This is a genomic window from Phreatobacter sp. GW821-FHT04C01, from assembly GCF_059420385.1.
In genome coordinates, this window is record NZ_JBWKTP010000005.1 from 17021 (window position 1) to 33294 (window position 16274).

Genomic DNA, 16274 nt, shown 5'->3' on the forward strand with positions numbered 1-16274 from the left:
TCACACGATCTTCAGGCTCGGCCGGCACCGGCCTGGTGCCGCGGCAGCAACGCCGCGAGGCTCGTCCAGAGGGAGCGCCGCCGCACTGCCTTGCGCGCCCCGGCCAGCGCCAGGATCATCAGGCGCTCAGGATCGGTGGCGCCGGCGGCGTACCGTTCCAGGATGGTGCGGGCGAGCGCCTGATGCTGGCGGGTCTGGCCGCGGGCAAGGCCAAGATCGACGCAACAGCGGTGATAGATCGTCCGCATGGCGGCGCGATCGGCGGCGGAGAAGGAGCGCACCTGGTGAGCCTGGTCCATGCGGGCAGCCTTTTTGGATGACGCAGACACAGTAAGCTTCGAAAGCACGGCCGGCGAGGTCACCCATTGGTGAAATGCGCCCGTTCCGAAACCTTCACGCGGTCTTTTCCGCGCGGCACCGATCATTTCAACGTGATGCCCGCCGCGTGATCCGGCAGCGGAGCGGTCGGGCAGCTCCGCCGCATACCGGCCAGGGGGCTTTCATGCGCCGGCTAATGACGCCCTCGCGGGTTGTATTCGCCGTGACCATATAGCGCGAGACCCAGTCATGCGATGCCCATCCTCTTGAAATCCGCCCGATGAGTGCCAGAGCACCTTGATTCCCTGCCGTCGGACGGAGCCCTTGCTTCCGCCGGTCCCGTGGCAGGGTCGACTGACCGGTCCGCCCGCACCGCCCCATCCATGCGACCCCGCCGCCATGGATCCGCCGCATGCCAGATGCTATCCATGGCCATCACTCAGCCCCTGGAAGACATTGACGACCACCGCCCAGCCATCCCGTCTCATGCGCGCCGTGACCGTCGTGTTGCCTGTCGCGGCCTGGGGCCTGCTGGCGGCGGTATTCGTCGCCACCGTCGGGCCGATGCAGTTGCGACCGATCTCCGGCCATTCGGTCGGCCTCGAACGTTTCCTCGCCTTTGCCATCATCGGCGGCCTGTTCGGCCTCGCCTATCCGAAGCGCTGGCCAATGGTCCTGGCCCTGGTGCTGGGCAGCGCCGCGCTGTTCGAACTGATGCAGCACCTTTCACCTGGGCGGCACGGCCGCATCGCGGATTTCGCGGTCAAGGCCGCCGGCGGCCTCGCCGGCCTGGCAGTGGCCGGCCTGGTCAATCGACAGCGGGCGGATCATCGCGGGCGCAAGGAGAATGCCGGGTAGCGAACAGGGCATGATGCGAAGGGCCTGGCACCATTCGCCATTCGCCACGTCTCCCTCGCCCGCTCAGCCGCGGCACGCCGTTGGCGACGCGCCGAAGCGGCGGCGGAACGCCTGGTTGAAATAGGATACGTCGCTGAAACCGCTGGCGAGCGCGATCTCGCTGACCTTGAGCCGGTGCGCCGCCGCCGAGGCCAGCATGCGGTGTGCTGCGTTGAGACGCAGCTCGAGCACCCGCTCGCTGAAGCTCATGCCGGTCTCGTGCAGGATGTCCTGGATATAGCGCGGCGACAGGCCCAGCCTGGCGGCGAGCACGCCCGGCGAGAAATCGGGGTCAATGAAACCCGACCTGATGGCCGAGAGGATGTCCTGCAGCCGCACGGCGCGTAGCCCGCGCGCCCGGGCCAGCGCGGCGGCGTCGCGGCTCGCCCCGAACGACAGCCCGACGAGGTCGAGCAAGGTCGTGGCAATATGCCGGTCGAGCCCCGCGTCATGGCCGGCGCCGCCGAGCGCGACGACGCCCTCGACATAGCGAACGAGATGACGCACCGCGGGATGGCGGGCATCGATGGGCCGCGCGAGCAGGTCCTCGGCATCGCCGATCAAGGCCCTGAGCCGATCGCGACCAATGGTGACGGTATTGGCGTCACAGCGCGCGTCGGCGAGGATCTCGGCGGCCTCGCCATTGGTCGACAGATGTGCCCCGCCCGGCGCGACCACGACGTCGCTGCCGCGCTGGCAGATTCCGATCGGTGCCGCGCCACGGTTGAGCAGGATACAGAAATCGTCGTCGGGCCGGCGGGCGATCGCACTGCTGGTGCGGGCGATGCGACTGAAGGTGCCGCCGAATTGCGTGACATAGAGGCCGTCCAGCGGCGCCCAGTGGAAATGCGCACGGAACGGATGGCCATCGGCGCGACAATAGTCGGCCGAGCAGGTCAGCTCCTCGAAGGTCTCGTTCCAGCGCGCGAGCCGGGCCCGGTCGTCCAGGTGGACGGGAAGGTCATCGGAGGTGAAGGCAACCGCGCTCATGGTCTCCCCGCGCCTCTCGCCAAGCCGTATGTGGCCGCGCCCGGCGAAGGCTAACGCGCGTTGCGCCGCGCCGCCAAGCGGCCGGCTCGGGACAAAACGCCGCTGCCGCGCCACGCCTCCGGTCGCAGCGAAAGCGCAACCGGCATTCGTGGACGCCCCCCGGCTCCCGGAGTTCAAGTGGATTGCGGCAAAGCCCAGGACGCCGCGCGGCGGCGCACGTCACCCCACGGCGCGGTGCGCCGCACCGGGTTCAAGGCCGCGCAGGCCGATCTCGCGATTGCGCTCGGCGTCCTGCTCCGATGGCGAGGGGTTGGTCGGGTTCGACGGATAGATCTGGGTGCTCACGCAGCCGCCGAGCGACACGGAGAGGAGCAGGACGGCGAGTGCGGCGCGCATGAAAAACCTTTGGGCCCAGGCTGAGAACGATGGGCCAAGTGTAGCGGCGGATGGCGAGCGCGTCACGGCCTCGGAGGAATGGGACCAATGCCGGCCAGACGTGGCGATCGGCTGGCGCAGCATGATGCGAAGATGCGGGCGCAAGCCTTCCAGGTCATGCCCTTTGCTCATCGCGCTCCGCCGCTCCCTATCCGGCCCGCCTGCGCCCCGCGGCGATGCCGAAATGCCAGGCGAGAACCGCGAGCCCGCGGACGAGATTCGGCAGATTGCGCGCTTCGAGGCCATCGACCACGACGCTCTCCACCTCGGCGGCCACCTGATAGCCCTCGTCGCGAAGCACACCGTTGGCCTCGGCCCAGCGCCGGCGGGTGGCGCGGTCGCGCTCTTCCGGCGACCGCGTGTCGAACCCGCCGGTTCCGGCCTCGGCCGGACCGGCGGTCACCGCCATGGGCCCGGCGGGACGGCTTTTTGGGTCGGGCGCTGGCGCATCCAGCGCGCGGCGGCAGGCGGCGACCAGGATGCGCCAAGCCTTGCCGGCCTCATAGGCCTCCGTGTCGATGAGGCCGGCCATGGCCAGCCGTCCGAGCGGATCGGCGGCGCGCTCGTCGCGGAAATTGGCGAGACCGCGGCGGTGCGGCTGGTTGCGCGCCACCGCGAAGATCTCGTCCTGCCGGCCGGCGCGCGAAGGCTGACCGTTCGGCTGGCGCTTGACGTCCTTGCGCTTTCGGCCACGAAGTTTCGCCATCAGGTGACATCCTTTGCTGCATAACGGGCGAGAAATTGGACCGGGCACGCGGCCTGGAGCGGTCGGGCCTGCGCGGCCCGGCGGCGGGGCTCAGCGGCGCGCGCCGGTATCGGGGGCGACCGTTTGGCCGTCGCGTGGACCGCCGGCCGAGGCTCCAGGGCGTGGCCTGGTGGCGTCCAGGATCAGCCCCGCCACCAGCTCGCTGACCGGCACGCCTTGCGCGACCGCGCAGGCCTCGGCCCGTCGGTAAGTATATTCCGGCAAGGCGACCGGAATGGTGCCGGGCTTCGGCCCGTCCGGCACGACGGTGATGGAGCGTGCGCAGCCGGCGATCCGGCGGATCAGGCCGCGCGTCTCGAGGCCCTTGACCAGCCGGTTGATGCCGGAGAGCGAGGCGAGCCCCAGATGGCCCGCCATTTCCGTATAGGACGGCGCCGGCAGGTCGCGGGCGAGCTCGGATTTGATGAAGGCGAGCAGGTCCGCCTGTCGTTTGGTGAGGCCCATCAGATGTCCTCGGTTGACGGGGTGGGGTGGGAACGGGCGAGACACGCGCCTCGGGGCAAGATCCGGCGTCGCATCACCCCTTTCTCAAAGGGAGAGGGGGACTTCAGCGGAACCTCCTGGTGTAGCGGCCGGCGTCGCCCGAGGCGCGTCGGGTGCGGCCGCCCGCCTGATCCACTTTCGACCGCCTCGCCGTCGGCGAGGGAAAGCGCGGGAGCTTCCTCAAGCACGGCTTGCAATTTCGCCTCGGTCAGGCCGAGCAGGCGCGCCGCCGCCGGCAGTGCGAAACCGTCCGCCACCAGTCGCGCGGTCGCGGCCTTTTGCCTTGCGCCGAGCACCGTCATGACCGCGCCTCCCCGGCCGGATAGAGATCCGGCCTGAGCTCGTGACGGGCGATGCCGGTCACCTGCTCTACCGCCAGAACCCGCAAGGCCGGCACGCGCCGCCATTGCGACAGGGCTTGCGGGGTCACGCCGAGCCGGCTGGACAGGGCCAGCGACGAGCCGGCAGCGGTGATCGCGCGGGTCAGCGCCGGATCTCGCGCCGGCGGCCGGGAAGCATCTCTGACAGGGTGATCGGCGGTTTTGCTCATGCCCATCAATTTAAGTGTTGCTTTCAAAAAAATCAAGCATAACTTTGTCGACTCAATCAAGCATTGCTTTATTATGGCCAGCACGACAGGCTCAGCGGCGGTTCCCATGGCGGCTCAGGCGACAATTCCCCCCCTTGGCAGGACGACCGGTCCGACCACCCGTGGCGCCCGCATCCGGGCGGCGCGCAAGCAGCGCGGCTGGACCCAGGGCCAGCTCGGCGAAGCGCTCGGCGTGTCCTCGCAGGCCGTGTCTCAATGGGAACAAGGACGCACCGATCCGGAGATCGACCGGCTGCAGGCGGCCGCCGATCTGCTCGGCGTGCAGCGCGACTGGCTGACCTCCGGCCTCGGCCCGGATCGCTCGGAAGCGCAGGCCGCCGCTCCGGTCATCGCGCCGTTCCAGCCGGCCATCGTGCCGGGGGCCGACCTGGTCGGCGCGCGCGACTTTCCCATCTATGCCGCCGCGCAAGGCGGCGAAGGCCACCTGATCGTCACCTTCGACCCGATCGAGGTGGTCAAGCGACCGGCGATCCTGGAGGGCGTCAAGGGCGCCTATGGCATCATGGTTTATGGCGACTCCATGTCGCCGGCCTATCGCTGGGGCGACATGGCGCTGATCAACCCGCATATGCAGCCGGCGCGCGACGAGGTGCATGTGTTCTACGATCACGGCCCGAACGGCGAGGCCGAAGCGATCATCAAGAACCTGATCGGCTGGAACGACCGGATGTGGAAGCTCGAACAGTTCCGCCCCGAGAAGCAATTCGAGGTGGCGCGCGTCGACTGGCCGATCTGCCACCGGGTGGTGGGCAAGTATAACCGGCGCTAGGCACGCCGATTCGGGCGTATGGGAGGGGGAATGCTTTTCCGCTGGTTCAGGGAACGGCCGCTGCGCCGCGCGCTCGTCCGTGCCTATTCCGATGCCCGGCTGACCGCCGAGGAGCTAGCGGGGCTTGCCGCGCTGGCCGAAACCAGCGGCGTCGCGCCGGAGCGTTTCAGCCTGCTGCAACGCCGATGCGCCCAGGCGCGGATGAGCCAGATCGGTACCCAGGCCTTCCGCAAGCGCCAGCTCTCGCCGGCGGCGATCGAGGCGATCAACCACATCACGGCATCGATCGGCGAAGGCGCCGAACTCGACCCCTATGCCATGACGCTGTTCGTCACCAATTGGAACCTCGCCAATGGCGGCACGCCGCTCGCGCTGGCCGACGAGCTCGCCAAGGTCAACCTGCAGCGCGGCGAAAGTGCTTATTACGCCTGCCGCTCGACCTGGACCGAGAAGCGCTGGATCCGCCAGGAGGTCGGCCGATCCGGCCGCATCCTGGCGATCCCGGTGTTCGTTGGGCTCACCTACTGGTACGACACCTTGCGCGCGCGCTACGAGGAGGTGATCTTGCCGGCGACCGTCAGCACCGGTCGCTTCGTGGTCACCGACCGGCGCATCCTGTTCGCCGGCAGCGTCAGTTCGCTGGCCCAGAACTATGAGCGGATCATCTCGATCGATCTGTTCGCCGATGCCGTTCAGGTGGTCAGGGAAGGCGATGCGTCCTGCTATTTCACGCTGCCCAGGGCCGATGCCGCCGATGTCGGCCAACTGATCCGACATTTCCTGGAGCGGAAGTGAGGTCGCGACGCGTCGCGCGCAGGGATGAAGCCAAACCGTCGCCGCGCGCAAACCGCTCTTCCGCCGGCGGGCAAGGGTTTGAAGCAGGCCGGCCGGTCCACTTTGGGGTGAAATGCTCGTCCAGCATGGACGCGACCGCCCTCAACCGGCGCCTCCGGCGCCCCCTTCTCCCGCGCAGACGCGGGTCAGGGTTGACGCGCGGCGTTTCGCGTCATGCCCCATTCGCTCCTCGCCATTCGCTACTCGCCCTATTCCAGCCATCGATCCTTTGAACCGGTAAAGCCGCTCCGGACAAGTTGAAACGTCAAGACACCCGCCGCCATCGTCCACAGCCGTCGCCGCTCATCCGAAATTCCTGTGCTCTACGCCTGATTACCTCACCAGTCATCGATCGATCCGGGTTATTGACTTCAGCCTTTCGACCGGAGGCTCTGATGAATAGCTGGCTTTTGCATGACATCGGAATCGATGCCGTTATTTTTCTCTTCATTTTACTCTTGTTGACGATTGCCGCCGCGCTCTGGATGCAGGTCGTCGGCCTGGCCGGCCACCGCGCCCATCTGCAGGCGATCGAGGAAGCCCTGCGCAAGGCCGCCGAGCGCGACGAGGCGCGCGGGCGCACCATCGCGACCTTGCGCGGGCGGGTCGCACGGGCCGAGCAACGGGTACTGGATGAATTGGGCGAACCGCCACGGCCGGCTTTCTGGGAACAGGCGCTCGGCCGGACCGGCCGGCGAGGCGGCGCGTAATGGAACCCAACCTTGTTGTCGGCGCGCTGCCGATCGACATCAATATCGACGGTGCCCTGCTGATCGCCCTGGGTCTGCTGGCGGCGCTCGCCGGGCTTGGCTTCGCCGGCCTGCGCCAGTTGCGCGCCGAGGCCGGCGTTCTCGCCCGCCTCCGGCGCCACGCCCTCTGGCTCGGCCGGATCGACCGCGGCGGCTGAACGCGAGGGCACGACGGCCAACGCACGATTGCAGCGGCGACTTGCCAAGGGAATCGCCTATTCTCGGTTGCGCGGCCGGCTCGCCGGCAGGAGACGCCTGAACGAAACACGAAACCCGGCTTGCCCACCCCGCGCTGAAACATGGGCGGGCGAGAGATGGAGACAGACCCGCGGGATCCAGGCTTTCCCGCCCCCTCCGCATCGTGCCGGCCCGATCGCGGGAACCCGAAGCCACCCATGACGTTGCTCGACGAGGAGACCCATTCATGCGCCTGACCACCGCCCCGCTTCTCGCCTGCCTTGGCCTCGCCGCTCTCGGCCTCTCAGCCTGCCAGACCGCCGCCCCGCCCCCGCCACCGTCCGAACCCGCCATCTGGGGCCGCGCCGATTGCCAGCGCGCAGCCGGCCGGCAGGACCTGATCGACGATTTCGCCAATGCCAAGCAGGTCTGCGGCATCGGAGCCGAGCCTTATCAGGCGAGCGGCGTGCAATGCATGGCGCAACGCGGCTATCTGCACCGGCCGCGCTCGGCGCATGATCGGGCCTGCGTCGGCGTCGCACCGCGCGCGCGCTGAGTTATCCCTTCGGATGGGAGGACATGGCCGGCGCAAACGCGTGATCCGACGCGTCTACCCGCCGGCGACAGGGGGGCCGCGGCCGCGCTCGGCCCTGATCCAGCGCCCGGTTTCGGCGAGCTTCGCGGCGTCGATGCCGGTCGTGATGCCCCGCCCTTCGAAGAAGGCCACCAGCGCCTCGGACGCCACATTGCCAGCGGCACCGGGGGATGCCGGCGCGCCGCGCCAGCGCCATGACGGGGACGAAGCGCTCGAGGCTCTCGGCGATCGAGCAATTGGTGTTTTTCCGGGCGAAGAGCCGCATCGCGCGGGCGAGCGAGGTGGCGCTGAGCCAGCTCGGCCGCTTCGGCCTGGAGACCTTTTCCGCGCCCACCGGCGGCTATTATATCTGGCGCCGGATCCCGGCCGGGCGCGACGACGCCAGCTTTTCCAAGTCGGCGGCGGCCGAGGGCATCTTCATCGCGCCGGGCACCATGTTCTCGCCCGACCGCTCGGCCCATTCGGGCCATATGCGCATCAATGTCGCCTATGCCGACGATCCGCGCTTCCTGGGCTTTCTGAGCCAATGCGGCCCATGACCTGTTGCCTGCGGGCTTGACGGCGTGGGCTGCTTGGGCGAACGGGAACGCACCGGCAGCGACGCCTCGCTCGAGCCGGCGGCACGCGAGCTTGCAAACCTTGTCATCGTTCAAGAAGCGCCAGGCGGCGAAACGGCGGATCCGCGCCGATGCCGACCAGTTGATCCGGGATTTCCAGGCGAAAGCCGTGGACGAGGCACGCTCGCGTGCCGCGGCGGCGGAGGCAGCGGCGGAAGCCGACGAGACGCGCGATGCCTGGCACTGGGAACGGGTGGCGCTGGAGATCGAGCGCCGCGAGCGAGGGTGAGAGCGGAGATGGGGAGACGATTCTCGGATCGCGCCGGGAACCTCGACGTCCCCCGGCGCCCGAGCGTCGCGAGGGCGGAAAGGGGGGCCAGGAGTTGCAGGCCACCTCCCCCAACGCGGCCAAACCACCTGGACGCATGCGCCGAGAGCAGAGTGAGGCGGCTCCTGGATTCCCTTTCCCTCACTCGCCCTGGCGGGCTCGCTCGGCCGGGGATAACGTATGGTGCGCTGCAATGACCGGCGACTGGCATGCCGTGCGCTCCGGTGTTCATCCCTGCGCGACATCTCAGCGCCCGGTCCCATAGGCCTGCCCCTTCACGCCGCCAGAACCTCGTCCGGCGGCGCGCCATAAACCCCTAAGATCACCGCGGCGAAATCGCCGGTCTCCGGGTCGCCGGTGCGGGCGAAGGCGACCGCCGCCCCGCCCTGCGCCGCCACTCGCTCGGCCTCACGGCAGGCCGCCTCGGCGGTCTGCCATTCGCGCGCATCGCGCTGGATCATCCGGCCCTTTTTCGACCGTTCATAGGGCTGGACCACAAACCAGGTCGCCACCATCATGCCGTCCTCGCTGCCTGCAATATCACCGCTGTCTCGGTCTCGCGTCTCACGCATCAGGGCCGGCATCATGACTCCAGCGAAGGGAACAAATCAAGAACAAAGCTTGGAGTTGTGGACAATCCGGATCACCGCGCAAGCCGAGTGAAAGCGATGCGACGTCAAGCGGCGCCTGGCCTTTTCGTAGTTTCACCAAAGTTTCTCTTGATCAAAAATTCAAGCAATGCTTTCATTTTGCCAAGACGTCATTACCCCGGAGACCGGATGCGCCGCCACCTCGAGCTCGCCCTGGACGAACTGCCCGTGCTGCCGCCGGTGACCGGCGGCGACGGCCGCGCCCATGACGTCCACCTGTTCGCGCATGGCTCGGCCGACGTGATCTTCGACGCCGAGGGCGCCTGGCAGGTGGCCGAGATCTATCTGGAGACCTCCGAGGCCCTGGCGCTCGCCGGCGGCCGCCTGACCCGCCGCTTCACCCGGATCGAGCCGGCCGCGCCGCACTGGTCGCTGATCGAACAGGCGATCCGCCGGGCGCTGACCGAGCGGGTGGACGCCGAAATCGGGGAAAGGCGGGGGACCGGGTGAATAGGGGGGTGGCGAATAGCGAATAGCGAATAGCGAATAGGGCATGCTGCAAAACGCGCCGCGCATAAACCCTCGCCCGCTCGCAGGAGAGGGTGGCGCCGTCAGGCGCCGGGTGGGGGTTTGAAGGGCGCCGGCCCATCAATTCGAGGCGGGAATGCACGGTGCGGCGGACGCGCCCCCCTCACCCGGCCGCTGCCGCGGCCACCCTCTGCCGCGCAGACGCGGGCGAGGGCTCGCGCTGAGCCTTTCGCAGCATGTGCCCCATTCGCCATTCGCTCCTCACCCCTACCCCCCATTCGCCAATCGCTACCCCTCATTCGCCTCTGCAAGCTTGACGCAATGAAGCGCATCCAGAAGGGGGGCGGCCGTGCCGGATCCGTCATGGCCGCGCCCTCACCAACAGCCGATGGAACCGACATGGCCTGGCATCCGCATTCGCAATTCCGCCCCGGCGCCGGCCGGACGCCGCCTTCGCGCATGGAACGTTCGCGCTTCTGGGCCTTCGCCATCGTGGCGGCGGCGATCGCCGCCGGGCTGTTCACCCTCTTGACCGCGCCGACCGCGCCCTGAGCCGCGCCCGGACGACACGGAGCTGTGACCCGCGCGACCGGTGCGATCCGGCGCCGCGGCCACCACGTAAGAAGCATGGTCCGTCAACGGCATCCCACTGGTACCGCTTAGGGAGACCCAACATGTCCTGGCCGATCCCGCTGCATCATCCGCACCACGCCCCGGCTCCGGCGCCGCGCAATCCGCTCGGCCTCGGCCGGCTGCCGGTATCGCGCCGCCAGCGCCTGCATTTCTGGCTGTGGGCGATCATCGGCGCGCTGCTCGCCGCAGGCTTGGTGACCTTCGTCACGACAGCCGCGGGATGGCCGGGCGCCTAAGGTTTGCCGCTCCTTTTGGCGGCGCCGGGTTTCACCGTCGCCTTGGCACCCTTGGCGGTACGGTCCGGCAGAGCGTTGGCCGCCGCGTCGGCGCCCCGGTCCTGGCCGGTGACGCCGCGCCGCAACACCTTGGTCGCTGCCTTGTCCTTGGCTTTTGACGATGTGGCGATGGGCGCGGTTTCGCGGGTCGCCACCAAGCCGACATCGTCGGGCTTCTTGCCGCCCTTGCGCGCGGCCGCGCCAAAGGTGGCGAGGCTCTCCGGCTGCTGACCGTCGGTCTTGCGGCTGCTTGCGGCTTTCGTGGCCATGACGCGCTCCTCCTCGAGCCCTCCGACCCGAGGCCGGCTGCCGGAACAACCGGGCCGCCCGCGCCTTGTTCCCCGCTCAGCGCCGTTCGTTCAACAGCTCGAACACATAGGCCGCCAGCGCGCCGTAGAGCGTGTGGCCGATCGTGCTCATCAAGGTGAGCTGGCCGCCCCAGGCGAGCAGCAGGAACGGCAGGCCGGCCAGCGGCGCGAAAATGCCCAGCGCGATGAAGGTGGTGAACAAGCCCCAGAGCCAGCCATCGACCGGCCGGCCGATGCTGACGCCGTTGCGGGTGAGCAGGAAATAAGCCAGCGGATAACCGATGACGCCGGTGACATAGTGCAGCGCCTTAGCGACCACGTCGGACGGCTCGAAACCCAGGCGATAGGCAAACAGCGCCTTGATCAGCGCCGGCGGCTCCAGCGGCCCGCCGGCGATCAGAGGCGTCGGCACCGACGCCCAGATCTCCCAGAGCCCGAGCCCGGCGAGGCCGCCAATGGCCAGCGCGTAAAGCTGATAGCCGGTGGGAACGGCGAGGCCGGCGAAACGCGCCGGCGCGGCCGGCAGCCCTGCATTCATGCTGGTCTCGGCGCTCATGGCATTTCTCCCGTTGGCTTCGGCGCCGGTTGCGCCGTCGAGATGCCATTCGCAAGGCGGAGGCCGGCGTTACCGGCGAGGCCATCACCAAAACGTGAGGGGAGGCGGACCGGACGGCGAATGGCCAGTGGAGATGATGTGACGCGGGCGTGACGGCTCCCGCGCCGAATCCATTGAAAAACTCAACGCGATCAACCCTCTCCCAAAGGGAGAGGGTGGCAGCGTCAGCTGCCGGGTGAGGGGTCGTCCCTCCCCGGAAGGGGCAGCATGCGCGACGAGCCTCGGCCCAATTCTCGACGCTTACGCCCCTCGCCCGCCGGCTACGCCGGCACCCTCTCCCTTAAGGAGAGGGTTGATTGCGTTGAGCTTTTTGCGATGCGCGAGGCGCATGGCCTCGGTCGTGCTCGCCAAAAACCCATCCCCGTAACGATCAGCCCGCCGTCAGCGAAACCGGCCTAAGCTCAGCCTCGAGCCGCATCGGACACCGCCGGCCTCATGACATCCCTTCCCGCGACGCCGCCAAAACGCCTGCGCGACAGACGCCTCGACCTGTTCCGGGGTCTCTGCATGCTGATCATTTTCATCGCCCATACGCCGGACAATCCCTGGCTCGCCTGGATCCCCGCGCGTTTCGGCTTTTCCTCGGCGACCGAGCTGTTCATCTTCGGCTCGGGTTTCGCCAGCGCCATTGCGTTCGGCCGCACCTTCTTCACCGCCGGTTTCTGGAACGGCACGCTGAAGATCTCGCGCCGCATGTGGCAAATCTACTGGGCGCATCTCTGCCTGTTCGTGGTGCTGGCCGGCATCACTGTCATCGCCGCCCCGCCGGGCAGCCACGCCATGCAGGCGCTGGCCTATGTGGTGAGCGCGCCGGCCCAGGCGATCGGCGGGCTGGTCACGCTCAGCTATGTGCCCATGCTGCTGGACATCCTGCCGCTCTATATCGTGGTGCTGGCGCTGGTGCCCGCCATGATCGCCGGCCATCGCCTGCACCCGGTCCTGCCCTTCGCGCTCTCGGCCGCGCTCTATCTCGCCACCTGGACCTTCGGCCTCGCCATGCCGGGCCGGCCGGACAATGGCCAGCCCTGGTTCTTCAACCCCTTCGCCTGGCAGCTCTGCTTCTTCTTAGGATTTGCGATCGGGCTCGGCTGGTGGACGCCGCCGGCCCTGAACCGGCCGCGCCTGGTGGCGCTCGCCGCGGCGATCGTCATCCTCTCCGTGCCATTCAACTTCTGGGCCTTCACCGACCACCTGCCCTGGCTCGTCGACATCCAGGTGGCGACCTTGCCACTCAACACCTGGACCAACCTGCACCCGGTGCGGCTGATCCACTTCCTGGCGCTCGCCTATCTCACCCTGTCGCTGCTGGAGCGCGCGCGCTTCCTGCTCGACACCGAGGCCGCCAAGGTGCTGACCCTGGTCGGCACCCAGTCGCTGCCGGCCTTCCTCGCCTGCACGGCGCTCGCCTGGATCGGCGGCATCGCGCTGGATCTCTGGGGCCGCGACGCCGGCACGGTGGCGCTGGTCAATCTCGCCGGGCTCGCCGGCGTGGTGGCGGCCGCCTGGATCAGCAAGTTCTACAAGAGCGAGCCCTGGGCCAAGCCGAAACCGGTGGTGGCGCCGGCGAGCGAGGCGCAGGCGGCCGCCGAGGCGCCAGCCTTGGACCGGTAAGGCCGCGCACGGGAACCCCGACGTCACCCCCGGCCGAGCGAAGCGAGGGGAAGGGGGGCCAGGGGTTGCAGGGCTCCGGCCGCGGGACAGTGAAATCACCCAAACGCATGCGCTGATGGCGCGGCGAAGCGCCCCTGGACCCCCTTCCCTCGCCTCCGCAGAAGCCAGGGCTTCTGCGGAGGCTCGCCGGGGGTGACGTCAGGTGGTTCCACGCGAAGCCAAATGAGCTTGAGCACCAACCTGCGAGACCGGGCCGCCGGATGCCGATGAGGCATGAGGCATGACGCCTTGCCTGCGCCATCGGCGACAGTTGCGCCCGCCATCGCGACAACTTTAAATGCTTGTTGCCGCCCTTGGCCGGGCCAGCCCGGCCGGCGGCGGCTTGCATGCGGAAGGCCTTGGCGAATGGGACGATGGGCTGTTGGCGTTGAGGGGCGGGCCGGGGAAGCCGCGGCATGACCGGGTCCGTGCCGCCCCATGCAGCGCCCGATCCGATGGGCGACTGGGCCGAGATCCGCAGCACGCAGGAGAGCCCGGCGCCGGCCGCCGCGCCGCAACCAAAGCCCTCGCGGAACGGCGCGGCCGAACCCGAACGCAAAAAGCTCCTGACCATTGGCCTCGCCATGATCCTGGCGGCGCTGGTCGGCGCGGTGATCTATGGCGTCGGCCTGTCCGGGCCACCCGATCCGCCGGCCCCGCCGCGGCCGGCGACCGCCGAACGGCCCGCGGCACCAGCGCCGGCGCCGCCGGCTGCCCCCCGCGCAGAGCCCACGGCCGGCACCATGCAGGCACCGCCCGTGGCCATGCCGGGCCAGCGCCGCGCCAGCGCGACCTTCAACGCCTTGCCCGCCTGCGACGAGCCCCTTCTGCAACAGGAGCTGGCGGGGCTCGTGGGCGCGATACCGGAGCTGGTGAAAGCCGGCGAGCGGACGACCGCCATCCAGCGCATGGCGGCCAATGGAACGGCCAGCGACGGCACGCGCGCCTGCCGGGCGGACCTTCAGACGAGCGACAATCTCTACCAGCTTGCCTTGTCCCTGAAGACGGTTGACGGCTTCGTCGAGGTAACCTTCCTGTCGCTGCGCAAATATGTCCGCGGCCAGCCCGGCGCCGCCCGCGCGCTGAAACCGGCTCATGTCGTCTCGACCAGCCTTGCCGTGGTCCGGCGCTAGGCGCGGCGCATAAGCAGCTGACCCGACTATCGCACGCCGCCGCCATCCCGCAGTTTCCCCAGAGATAACGCAAGGGAAACGCTCGCCATGGACGTGCTGATCACCGCGGACCCGGAAAAGCTGCCGCCCGAGATCCGCGCGCTGGTCGACGCGCAACGCCCGGTGCCCGCCGACGTGGATTTCTTCGAGCAGGCCTTCTCGATTCAGGGCCTGGTGTTTCCGGCCATCATCGGCGTGACGCTGGCCGTTCTCGGCGCGCTGATGCTGGTCATGGCGCTGGTCATGCTGGCCACCCTGCGGCGCAACACGGTCTATGACTCGCTCACCGCTGAGATGTGGCTCGGCGGCGCCGGTGTCACCTTCCTGTTCGCCGGCTGGATGATGCTCGGCTCGCTGAAGACCCGCTACCGCCTGATCGGCCGGCAGAAGGCCGGCGAACGCACCCGCTACGGCCTGTTCCTCACCGGCGACAACCTGGTCAGCAACAGCCTGTTCCAGACCACCGTCATCCCGCGCCCGGCCTTCCGGGGCCTGAGCGGCGGCGCCTTCCGTTATGAGTTCAAGGGCGAGGTGAAATCCGAGACGTTGCCCGGCGCGCTGGTCGGCCGCGACCGGCCGGCGCTGGAGGCGGCGATCCGGCGCTGGGCAGATGTGGGCTGAACGGGCGCGCCCCTGAACCGTGCACGCGAGCGCAAGAGCCCTGCCCCCCGCGAAACCGTATGGCCCGCATGCGCCGCTCGCCGGTGCGCCCGCGCGCCATGCGGTGTTGACTGCCGGCCCCTTGGCTCGCGACGGACCGGCATGACCATGGACAGGCTTTCCCCCGCGACACGCACGCCGGCGCCGGCAGGCGCCACCGGCTGGCCGGCGGTGGCGCTCACCGTGCTGGTCAGCGTGGTAGCGGCCTTGCAGGTGGGCAAGGCGGCGATCGCGCTGCCGCAATTGCAGGCCGATCTTGGCCTGTCGCTCGCCGAAGGCGGCTGGGTGATGGCGGTGTTCGCGCTGATCGGGGTTGTCGGCGGCATTCCCGTGGGGGCGCTGGCCGGCCGCTTCGGCGACCGCCCGCTCATCCTCGCCGGCCTTGCCGCGCTGACGCTCGGCAGCACGGCCGGGGCCTTTGCCGGTGGGCTCGGCGGGCTGATCGCCAGCCGTATTGTCGAAGGCCTGGGCTTCCTGCTGGTGGTGACGGCGGCGCCGGCGCTGCTCGGGCGGGTGACCGGGCCGGCGAACCGCGACCTCGCCTTCGGCCTCTGGGGCACCTTCATGGCGGTGGGCATCGTCATCGCCATGCTGGCCGGCCCGCTTTTTCCGAGCTGGCGCAGCCTCTGGCTCGCCAATGCCGCGCTGGTGCTTTCGAGCGCGCTCGTCTTCGCGCTTGCGGTGAAGCCCGGGCCGAAGGCGAGCGAGCCGCTGTCGCCGGCGCGGCTTGCGCGCGACACCGCCACCACCTTGCGCGACGGCCGCCCCGGCCTGCTGGCGCTCGCCTTCGCCGCCTATAACCTGCAGTTTTTCGCAGCCGTCGGCTTCCTGCCCATTCTCCTCACCCAACGGCTCGGCGTGTCGGTCGCCGCGGCCGGCGCGCTCAGCGCTGTCGCCATCGGCGCCAATACGCTCGGCAATGTGGCGAGCGGCCCGCTGCTTGCCCGCGGTGTCTCGCGCGCCGCGCTGATCGCGGTGGCGAGCGGCGTCATGGGGCTGACCGGCCTGTTCCTGTTCCTCTCCGCCACCCCGCCACTCCTGGTCTTCCTGCTCTTCGTCGTCTTTTCCGCCGTCGGCGGCCTGCTGCCGCCGACCGTGCTGGGCGCCGCCCCGGAGGTGAGCGCCTCGCCCGCGCTCGCGCCCATCGCGCTCGGCCTGATCATCCAGGGCAATAATCTCGGCCAGGTGCTGGGCCCGGTGGTGGTGGGCAGCACGGTGGCCGCCTTCGGCTGGCCGGCCGCCGCCGTGCCGGTGGCGCTGGCGGGGCTTGCCGGCGTCGGGCTCGCCTGGGCCTTGCGGGCGCGCGGCTGAGGGTGCTGAGGGTCTTGCCTTGG

General features: G+C 69.3%; 25 protein-coding genes. 15 read left to right on the forward strand and 10 right to left on the reverse strand.

Annotation, left to right across the window (positions count from 1 at the left end):
- Positions 1 to 11 precede the first annotated feature (11 nt).
- Positions 12 to 299 carry a hypothetical protein gene (locus tag AC07WJ_RS19420; RefSeq protein ID WP_494936282.1) on the reverse strand — a complete coding sequence of 96 codons (288 nt, stop codon included), beginning with the start codon at positions 297 to 299 and terminating at the stop codon, positions 12 to 14.
- 505 nt (positions 300 to 804) lie between these two features.
- Here AC07WJ_RS19420 and AC07WJ_RS19425 point away from each other — a divergent pair.
- Positions 805 to 1176 carry a VanZ family protein gene (locus AC07WJ_RS19425; RefSeq protein WP_494936283.1) on the forward strand — a complete coding sequence of 124 codons (372 nt, stop codon included), beginning with the start codon at positions 805 to 807 and terminating at the stop codon, positions 1174 to 1176.
- Positions 1177 to 1239: 63 nt separating this feature from the next.
- Here AC07WJ_RS19425 and AC07WJ_RS19430 read toward each other — a convergent pair whose 3' ends face one another.
- The 6 genes from AC07WJ_RS19430 to AC07WJ_RS19455 form a co-directional block, all read right to left on the reverse strand.
- Positions 1240 to 2205 carry a helix-turn-helix transcriptional regulator gene (locus AC07WJ_RS19430; protein WP_494936284.1) on the reverse strand — a complete coding sequence of 322 codons (966 nt, stop codon included), beginning with the start codon at positions 2203 to 2205 and terminating at the stop codon, positions 1240 to 1242.
- Positions 2206 to 2424: 219 nt separating this feature from the next.
- Entirely contained in the window at positions 2425 to 2601 is a 177-nt protein-coding gene (locus AC07WJ_RS19435; RefSeq protein WP_494936285.1) for a hypothetical protein, read from the reverse strand.
- A gap of 187 nt (positions 2602 to 2788) precedes the next feature.
- Positions 2789 to 3346, reverse strand: coding sequence for a hypothetical protein (locus AC07WJ_RS19440; protein ID WP_494936286.1), 558 nt, complete (start codon positions 3344 to 3346; stop codon positions 2789 to 2791).
- Positions 3347 to 3436: 90 nt separating this feature from the next.
- Positions 3437 to 3850, reverse strand: a complete 414-nt coding sequence (locus tag AC07WJ_RS19445; protein ID WP_494936287.1) for a LexA family protein — start codon at positions 3848 to 3850, stop codon at positions 3437 to 3439.
- A complete protein-coding gene (locus AC07WJ_RS19450) occupies positions 3850 to 4191 on the reverse strand; it encodes a hypothetical protein (RefSeq protein WP_494936288.1) in 342 nt (113 codons plus the stop codon). The genes AC07WJ_RS19445 and AC07WJ_RS19450 overlap by 1 nt, the downstream gene beginning before the upstream one ends.
- The gene (locus AC07WJ_RS19455) at positions 4188 to 4547 is read right to left on the reverse strand and encodes a transcriptional regulator (protein ID WP_494936289.1); all 360 of its coding nucleotides are present in this window, start codon (positions 4545 to 4547) and stop codon (positions 4188 to 4190) included. The genes AC07WJ_RS19450 and AC07WJ_RS19455 overlap by 4 nt, the downstream gene beginning before the upstream one ends.
- Here AC07WJ_RS19455 and AC07WJ_RS19460 point away from each other — a divergent pair.
- The 7 genes from AC07WJ_RS19460 (at position 4546) to AC07WJ_RS19490 (ending at position 8469) form a co-directional block, all read left to right on the forward strand.
- A complete protein-coding gene (locus AC07WJ_RS19460; protein ID WP_494936290.1) occupies positions 4546 to 5268 on the forward strand; it encodes an XRE family transcriptional regulator in 723 nt (240 codons plus the stop codon). The two genes, AC07WJ_RS19455 and AC07WJ_RS19460, sit on opposite strands and share 2 nt — an antisense overlap.
- A gap of 30 nt (positions 5269 to 5298) precedes the next feature.
- A complete protein-coding gene (locus AC07WJ_RS19465) occupies positions 5299 to 6063 on the forward strand; it encodes a hypothetical protein (RefSeq protein ID WP_494936291.1) in 765 nt (254 codons plus the stop codon).
- Positions 6064 to 6359: 296 nt separating this feature from the next.
- Entirely contained in the window at positions 6360 to 6812 is a 453-nt protein-coding gene (locus AC07WJ_RS19470; protein WP_494936292.1) for a hypothetical protein, read from the forward strand.
- The gene (locus tag AC07WJ_RS19475; RefSeq protein WP_494936293.1) at positions 6812 to 7009 is read left to right on the forward strand and encodes a hypothetical protein; all 198 of its coding nucleotides are present in this window, start codon (positions 6812 to 6814) and stop codon (positions 7007 to 7009) included. The genes AC07WJ_RS19470 and AC07WJ_RS19475 overlap by 1 nt, the downstream gene beginning before the upstream one ends.
- Positions 7010 to 7275: 266 nt before the next feature.
- Entirely contained in the window at positions 7276 to 7584 is a 309-nt protein-coding gene (locus AC07WJ_RS19480; protein WP_494936294.1) for a hypothetical protein, read from the forward strand.
- Positions 7585 to 7817: 233 nt separating this feature from the next.
- Positions 7818 to 8162 carry a hypothetical protein gene (locus tag AC07WJ_RS19485; protein WP_494936295.1) on the forward strand — a complete coding sequence of 115 codons (345 nt, stop codon included), beginning with the start codon at positions 7818 to 7820 and terminating at the stop codon, positions 8160 to 8162.
- Between the two features lie 100 nt (positions 8163 to 8262).
- Positions 8263 to 8469 carry a hypothetical protein gene (locus AC07WJ_RS19490; RefSeq protein ID WP_494936296.1) on the forward strand — a complete coding sequence of 69 codons (207 nt, stop codon included), beginning with the start codon at positions 8263 to 8265 and terminating at the stop codon, positions 8467 to 8469.
- A 314-nt stretch (positions 8470 to 8783) separates the two neighbouring features.
- Here the strand turns inward: AC07WJ_RS19490 and AC07WJ_RS19495 are convergent, their stop codons facing one another.
- On the reverse strand, positions 8784 to 9092 hold the full coding sequence (locus tag AC07WJ_RS19495) for a hypothetical protein (RefSeq protein ID WP_494936297.1): 309 nt from the start codon (positions 9090 to 9092) through the stop codon (positions 8784 to 8786).
- 195 nt (positions 9093 to 9287) lie between these two features.
- On the opposite strand from AC07WJ_RS19495, the gene AC07WJ_RS19500 reads away from it, so the two are divergent.
- The 3 genes from AC07WJ_RS19500 to AC07WJ_RS19510 all read left to right on the forward strand — a co-directional run bounded on the left by AC07WJ_RS19500 (position 9288) and on the right by AC07WJ_RS19510 (position 10495).
- Positions 9288 to 9608, forward strand: coding sequence for a hypothetical protein (locus AC07WJ_RS19500; RefSeq protein ID WP_494936298.1), 321 nt, complete (start codon positions 9288 to 9290; stop codon positions 9606 to 9608).
- A gap of 417 nt (positions 9609 to 10025) precedes the next feature.
- Positions 10026 to 10178: a hypothetical protein gene (locus AC07WJ_RS19505; RefSeq protein ID WP_494936299.1), complete on the forward strand. Its 153-nt coding sequence runs from the start codon at positions 10026 to 10028 to the stop codon at positions 10176 to 10178.
- A 122-nt stretch (positions 10179 to 10300) separates the two neighbouring features.
- On the forward strand, positions 10301 to 10495 hold the full coding sequence (locus AC07WJ_RS19510) for a hypothetical protein (RefSeq protein WP_494936300.1): 195 nt from the start codon (positions 10301 to 10303) through the stop codon (positions 10493 to 10495).
- On the opposite strand, the gene AC07WJ_RS19515 is transcribed toward AC07WJ_RS19510, so the two are convergent.
- Together AC07WJ_RS19515 and AC07WJ_RS19520 are read right to left on the reverse strand one after the other, a co-directional pair.
- Positions 10492 to 10803 (reverse strand): hypothetical protein, encoded by a 312-nt coding sequence (locus AC07WJ_RS19515; protein WP_494936301.1) that lies wholly within the window; start codon positions 10801 to 10803, stop codon positions 10492 to 10494. The genes AC07WJ_RS19510 and AC07WJ_RS19515 overlap by 4 nt on opposite strands.
- A gap of 76 nt (positions 10804 to 10879) precedes the next feature.
- Positions 10880 to 11398: a hypothetical protein gene (locus AC07WJ_RS19520; protein WP_494936302.1), complete on the reverse strand. Its 519-nt coding sequence runs from the start codon at positions 11396 to 11398 to the stop codon at positions 10880 to 10882.
- A 495-nt stretch (positions 11399 to 11893) separates the two neighbouring features.
- Between AC07WJ_RS19520 and AC07WJ_RS19525 the strand changes: the two genes are divergently transcribed.
- The 4 genes from AC07WJ_RS19525 to AC07WJ_RS19540 all read left to right on the forward strand — a co-directional run bounded on the left by AC07WJ_RS19525 (position 11894) and on the right by AC07WJ_RS19540 (position 16251).
- Positions 11894 to 13069: an OpgC family protein gene (locus AC07WJ_RS19525; RefSeq protein ID WP_494936303.1), complete on the forward strand. Its 1176-nt coding sequence runs from the start codon at positions 11894 to 11896 to the stop codon at positions 13067 to 13069.
- A gap of 455 nt (positions 13070 to 13524) precedes the next feature.
- Positions 13525 to 14241, forward strand: a complete 717-nt coding sequence (locus AC07WJ_RS19530; RefSeq protein WP_494936304.1) for a hypothetical protein — start codon at positions 13525 to 13527, stop codon at positions 14239 to 14241.
- A gap of 87 nt (positions 14242 to 14328) precedes the next feature.
- Positions 14329 to 14901: a hypothetical protein gene (locus tag AC07WJ_RS19535; protein WP_494936305.1), complete on the forward strand. Its 573-nt coding sequence runs from the start codon at positions 14329 to 14331 to the stop codon at positions 14899 to 14901.
- 147 nt (positions 14902 to 15048) lie between these two features.
- Positions 15049 to 16251, forward strand: a complete 1203-nt coding sequence (locus AC07WJ_RS19540; protein WP_494936306.1) for an MFS transporter — start codon at positions 15049 to 15051, stop codon at positions 16249 to 16251.
- Positions 16252 to 16274 lie beyond the last annotated feature (23 nt).

Excerpts from the sequence above, each read along its gene's own strand:
- AC07WJ_RS19530 (WP_494936304.1), top strand. The coding sequence starts at position 13,525 with ATGACCGGGTCCGTGCCGCCCCATGCAGCGCCCGATCCGATGGGCGAC.
- AC07WJ_RS19440 (WP_494936286.1), bottom strand. The coding sequence starts at position 3,346 with ATGGCGAAACTTCGTGGCCGAAAGCGCAAGGACGTCAAGCGCCAGCCG.
- AC07WJ_RS19515 (WP_494936301.1), bottom strand. The coding sequence starts at position 10,803 with ATGGCCACGAAAGCCGCAAGCAGCCGCAAGACCGACGGTCAGCAGCCG.
- AC07WJ_RS19495 (WP_494936297.1), bottom strand. The coding sequence starts at position 9,092 with ATGCCGGCCCTGATGCGTGAGACGCGAGACCGAGACAGCGGTGATATT.
- AC07WJ_RS19445 (WP_494936287.1), bottom strand. The coding sequence starts at position 3,850 with ATGGGCCTCACCAAACGACAGGCGGACCTGCTCGCCTTCATCAAATCC.
- AC07WJ_RS19500 (WP_494936298.1), top strand. The coding sequence starts at position 9,288 with ATGCGCCGCCACCTCGAGCTCGCCCTGGACGAACTGCCCGTGCTGCCG.
- AC07WJ_RS19430 (WP_494936284.1), bottom strand. The coding sequence starts at position 2,205 with ATGAGCGCGGTTGCCTTCACCTCCGATGACCTTCCCGTCCACCTGGAC.
- AC07WJ_RS19480 (WP_494936294.1), top strand. The coding sequence starts at position 7,276 with ATGCGCCTGACCACCGCCCCGCTTCTCGCCTGCCTTGGCCTCGCCGCT.
- AC07WJ_RS19540 (WP_494936306.1), top strand. The coding sequence starts at position 15,049 with ATGGACAGGCTTTCCCCCGCGACACGCACGCCGGCGCCGGCAGGCGCC.
- AC07WJ_RS19450 (WP_494936288.1), bottom strand. The coding sequence starts at position 4,191 with ATGACGGTGCTCGGCGCAAGGCAAAAGGCCGCGACCGCGCGACTGGTG.
- AC07WJ_RS19425 (WP_494936283.1), top strand. The coding sequence starts at position 805 with ATGCGCGCCGTGACCGTCGTGTTGCCTGTCGCGGCCTGGGGCCTGCTG.
- AC07WJ_RS19525 (WP_494936303.1), top strand. The coding sequence starts at position 11,894 with ATGACATCCCTTCCCGCGACGCCGCCAAAACGCCTGCGCGACAGACGC.
- AC07WJ_RS19505 (WP_494936299.1), top strand. The coding sequence starts at position 10,026 with ATGGCCTGGCATCCGCATTCGCAATTCCGCCCCGGCGCCGGCCGGACG.
- AC07WJ_RS19485 (WP_494936295.1), top strand. The coding sequence starts at position 7,818 with ATGACGGGGACGAAGCGCTCGAGGCTCTCGGCGATCGAGCAATTGGTG.
- AC07WJ_RS19535 (WP_494936305.1), top strand. The coding sequence starts at position 14,329 with ATGGACGTGCTGATCACCGCGGACCCGGAAAAGCTGCCGCCCGAGATC.
- AC07WJ_RS19465 (WP_494936291.1), top strand. The coding sequence starts at position 5,299 with ATGCTTTTCCGCTGGTTCAGGGAACGGCCGCTGCGCCGCGCGCTCGTC.
- AC07WJ_RS19510 (WP_494936300.1), top strand. The coding sequence starts at position 10,301 with ATGTCCTGGCCGATCCCGCTGCATCATCCGCACCACGCCCCGGCTCCG.
- AC07WJ_RS19455 (WP_494936289.1), bottom strand. The coding sequence starts at position 4,547 with ATGGGAACCGCCGCTGAGCCTGTCGTGCTGGCCATAATAAAGCAATGC.
- AC07WJ_RS19460 (WP_494936290.1), top strand. The coding sequence starts at position 4,546 with ATGGCGGCTCAGGCGACAATTCCCCCCCTTGGCAGGACGACCGGTCCG.
- AC07WJ_RS19520 (WP_494936302.1), bottom strand. The coding sequence starts at position 11,398 with ATGAGCGCCGAGACCAGCATGAATGCAGGGCTGCCGGCCGCGCCGGCG.
- AC07WJ_RS19435 (WP_494936285.1), bottom strand. The coding sequence starts at position 2,601 with ATGCGCGCCGCACTCGCCGTCCTGCTCCTCTCCGTGTCGCTCGGCGGC.
- AC07WJ_RS19475 (WP_494936293.1), top strand. The coding sequence starts at position 6,812 with ATGGAACCCAACCTTGTTGTCGGCGCGCTGCCGATCGACATCAATATC.
- AC07WJ_RS19420 (WP_494936282.1), bottom strand. The coding sequence starts at position 299 with ATGGACCAGGCTCACCAGGTGCGCTCCTTCTCCGCCGCCGATCGCGCC.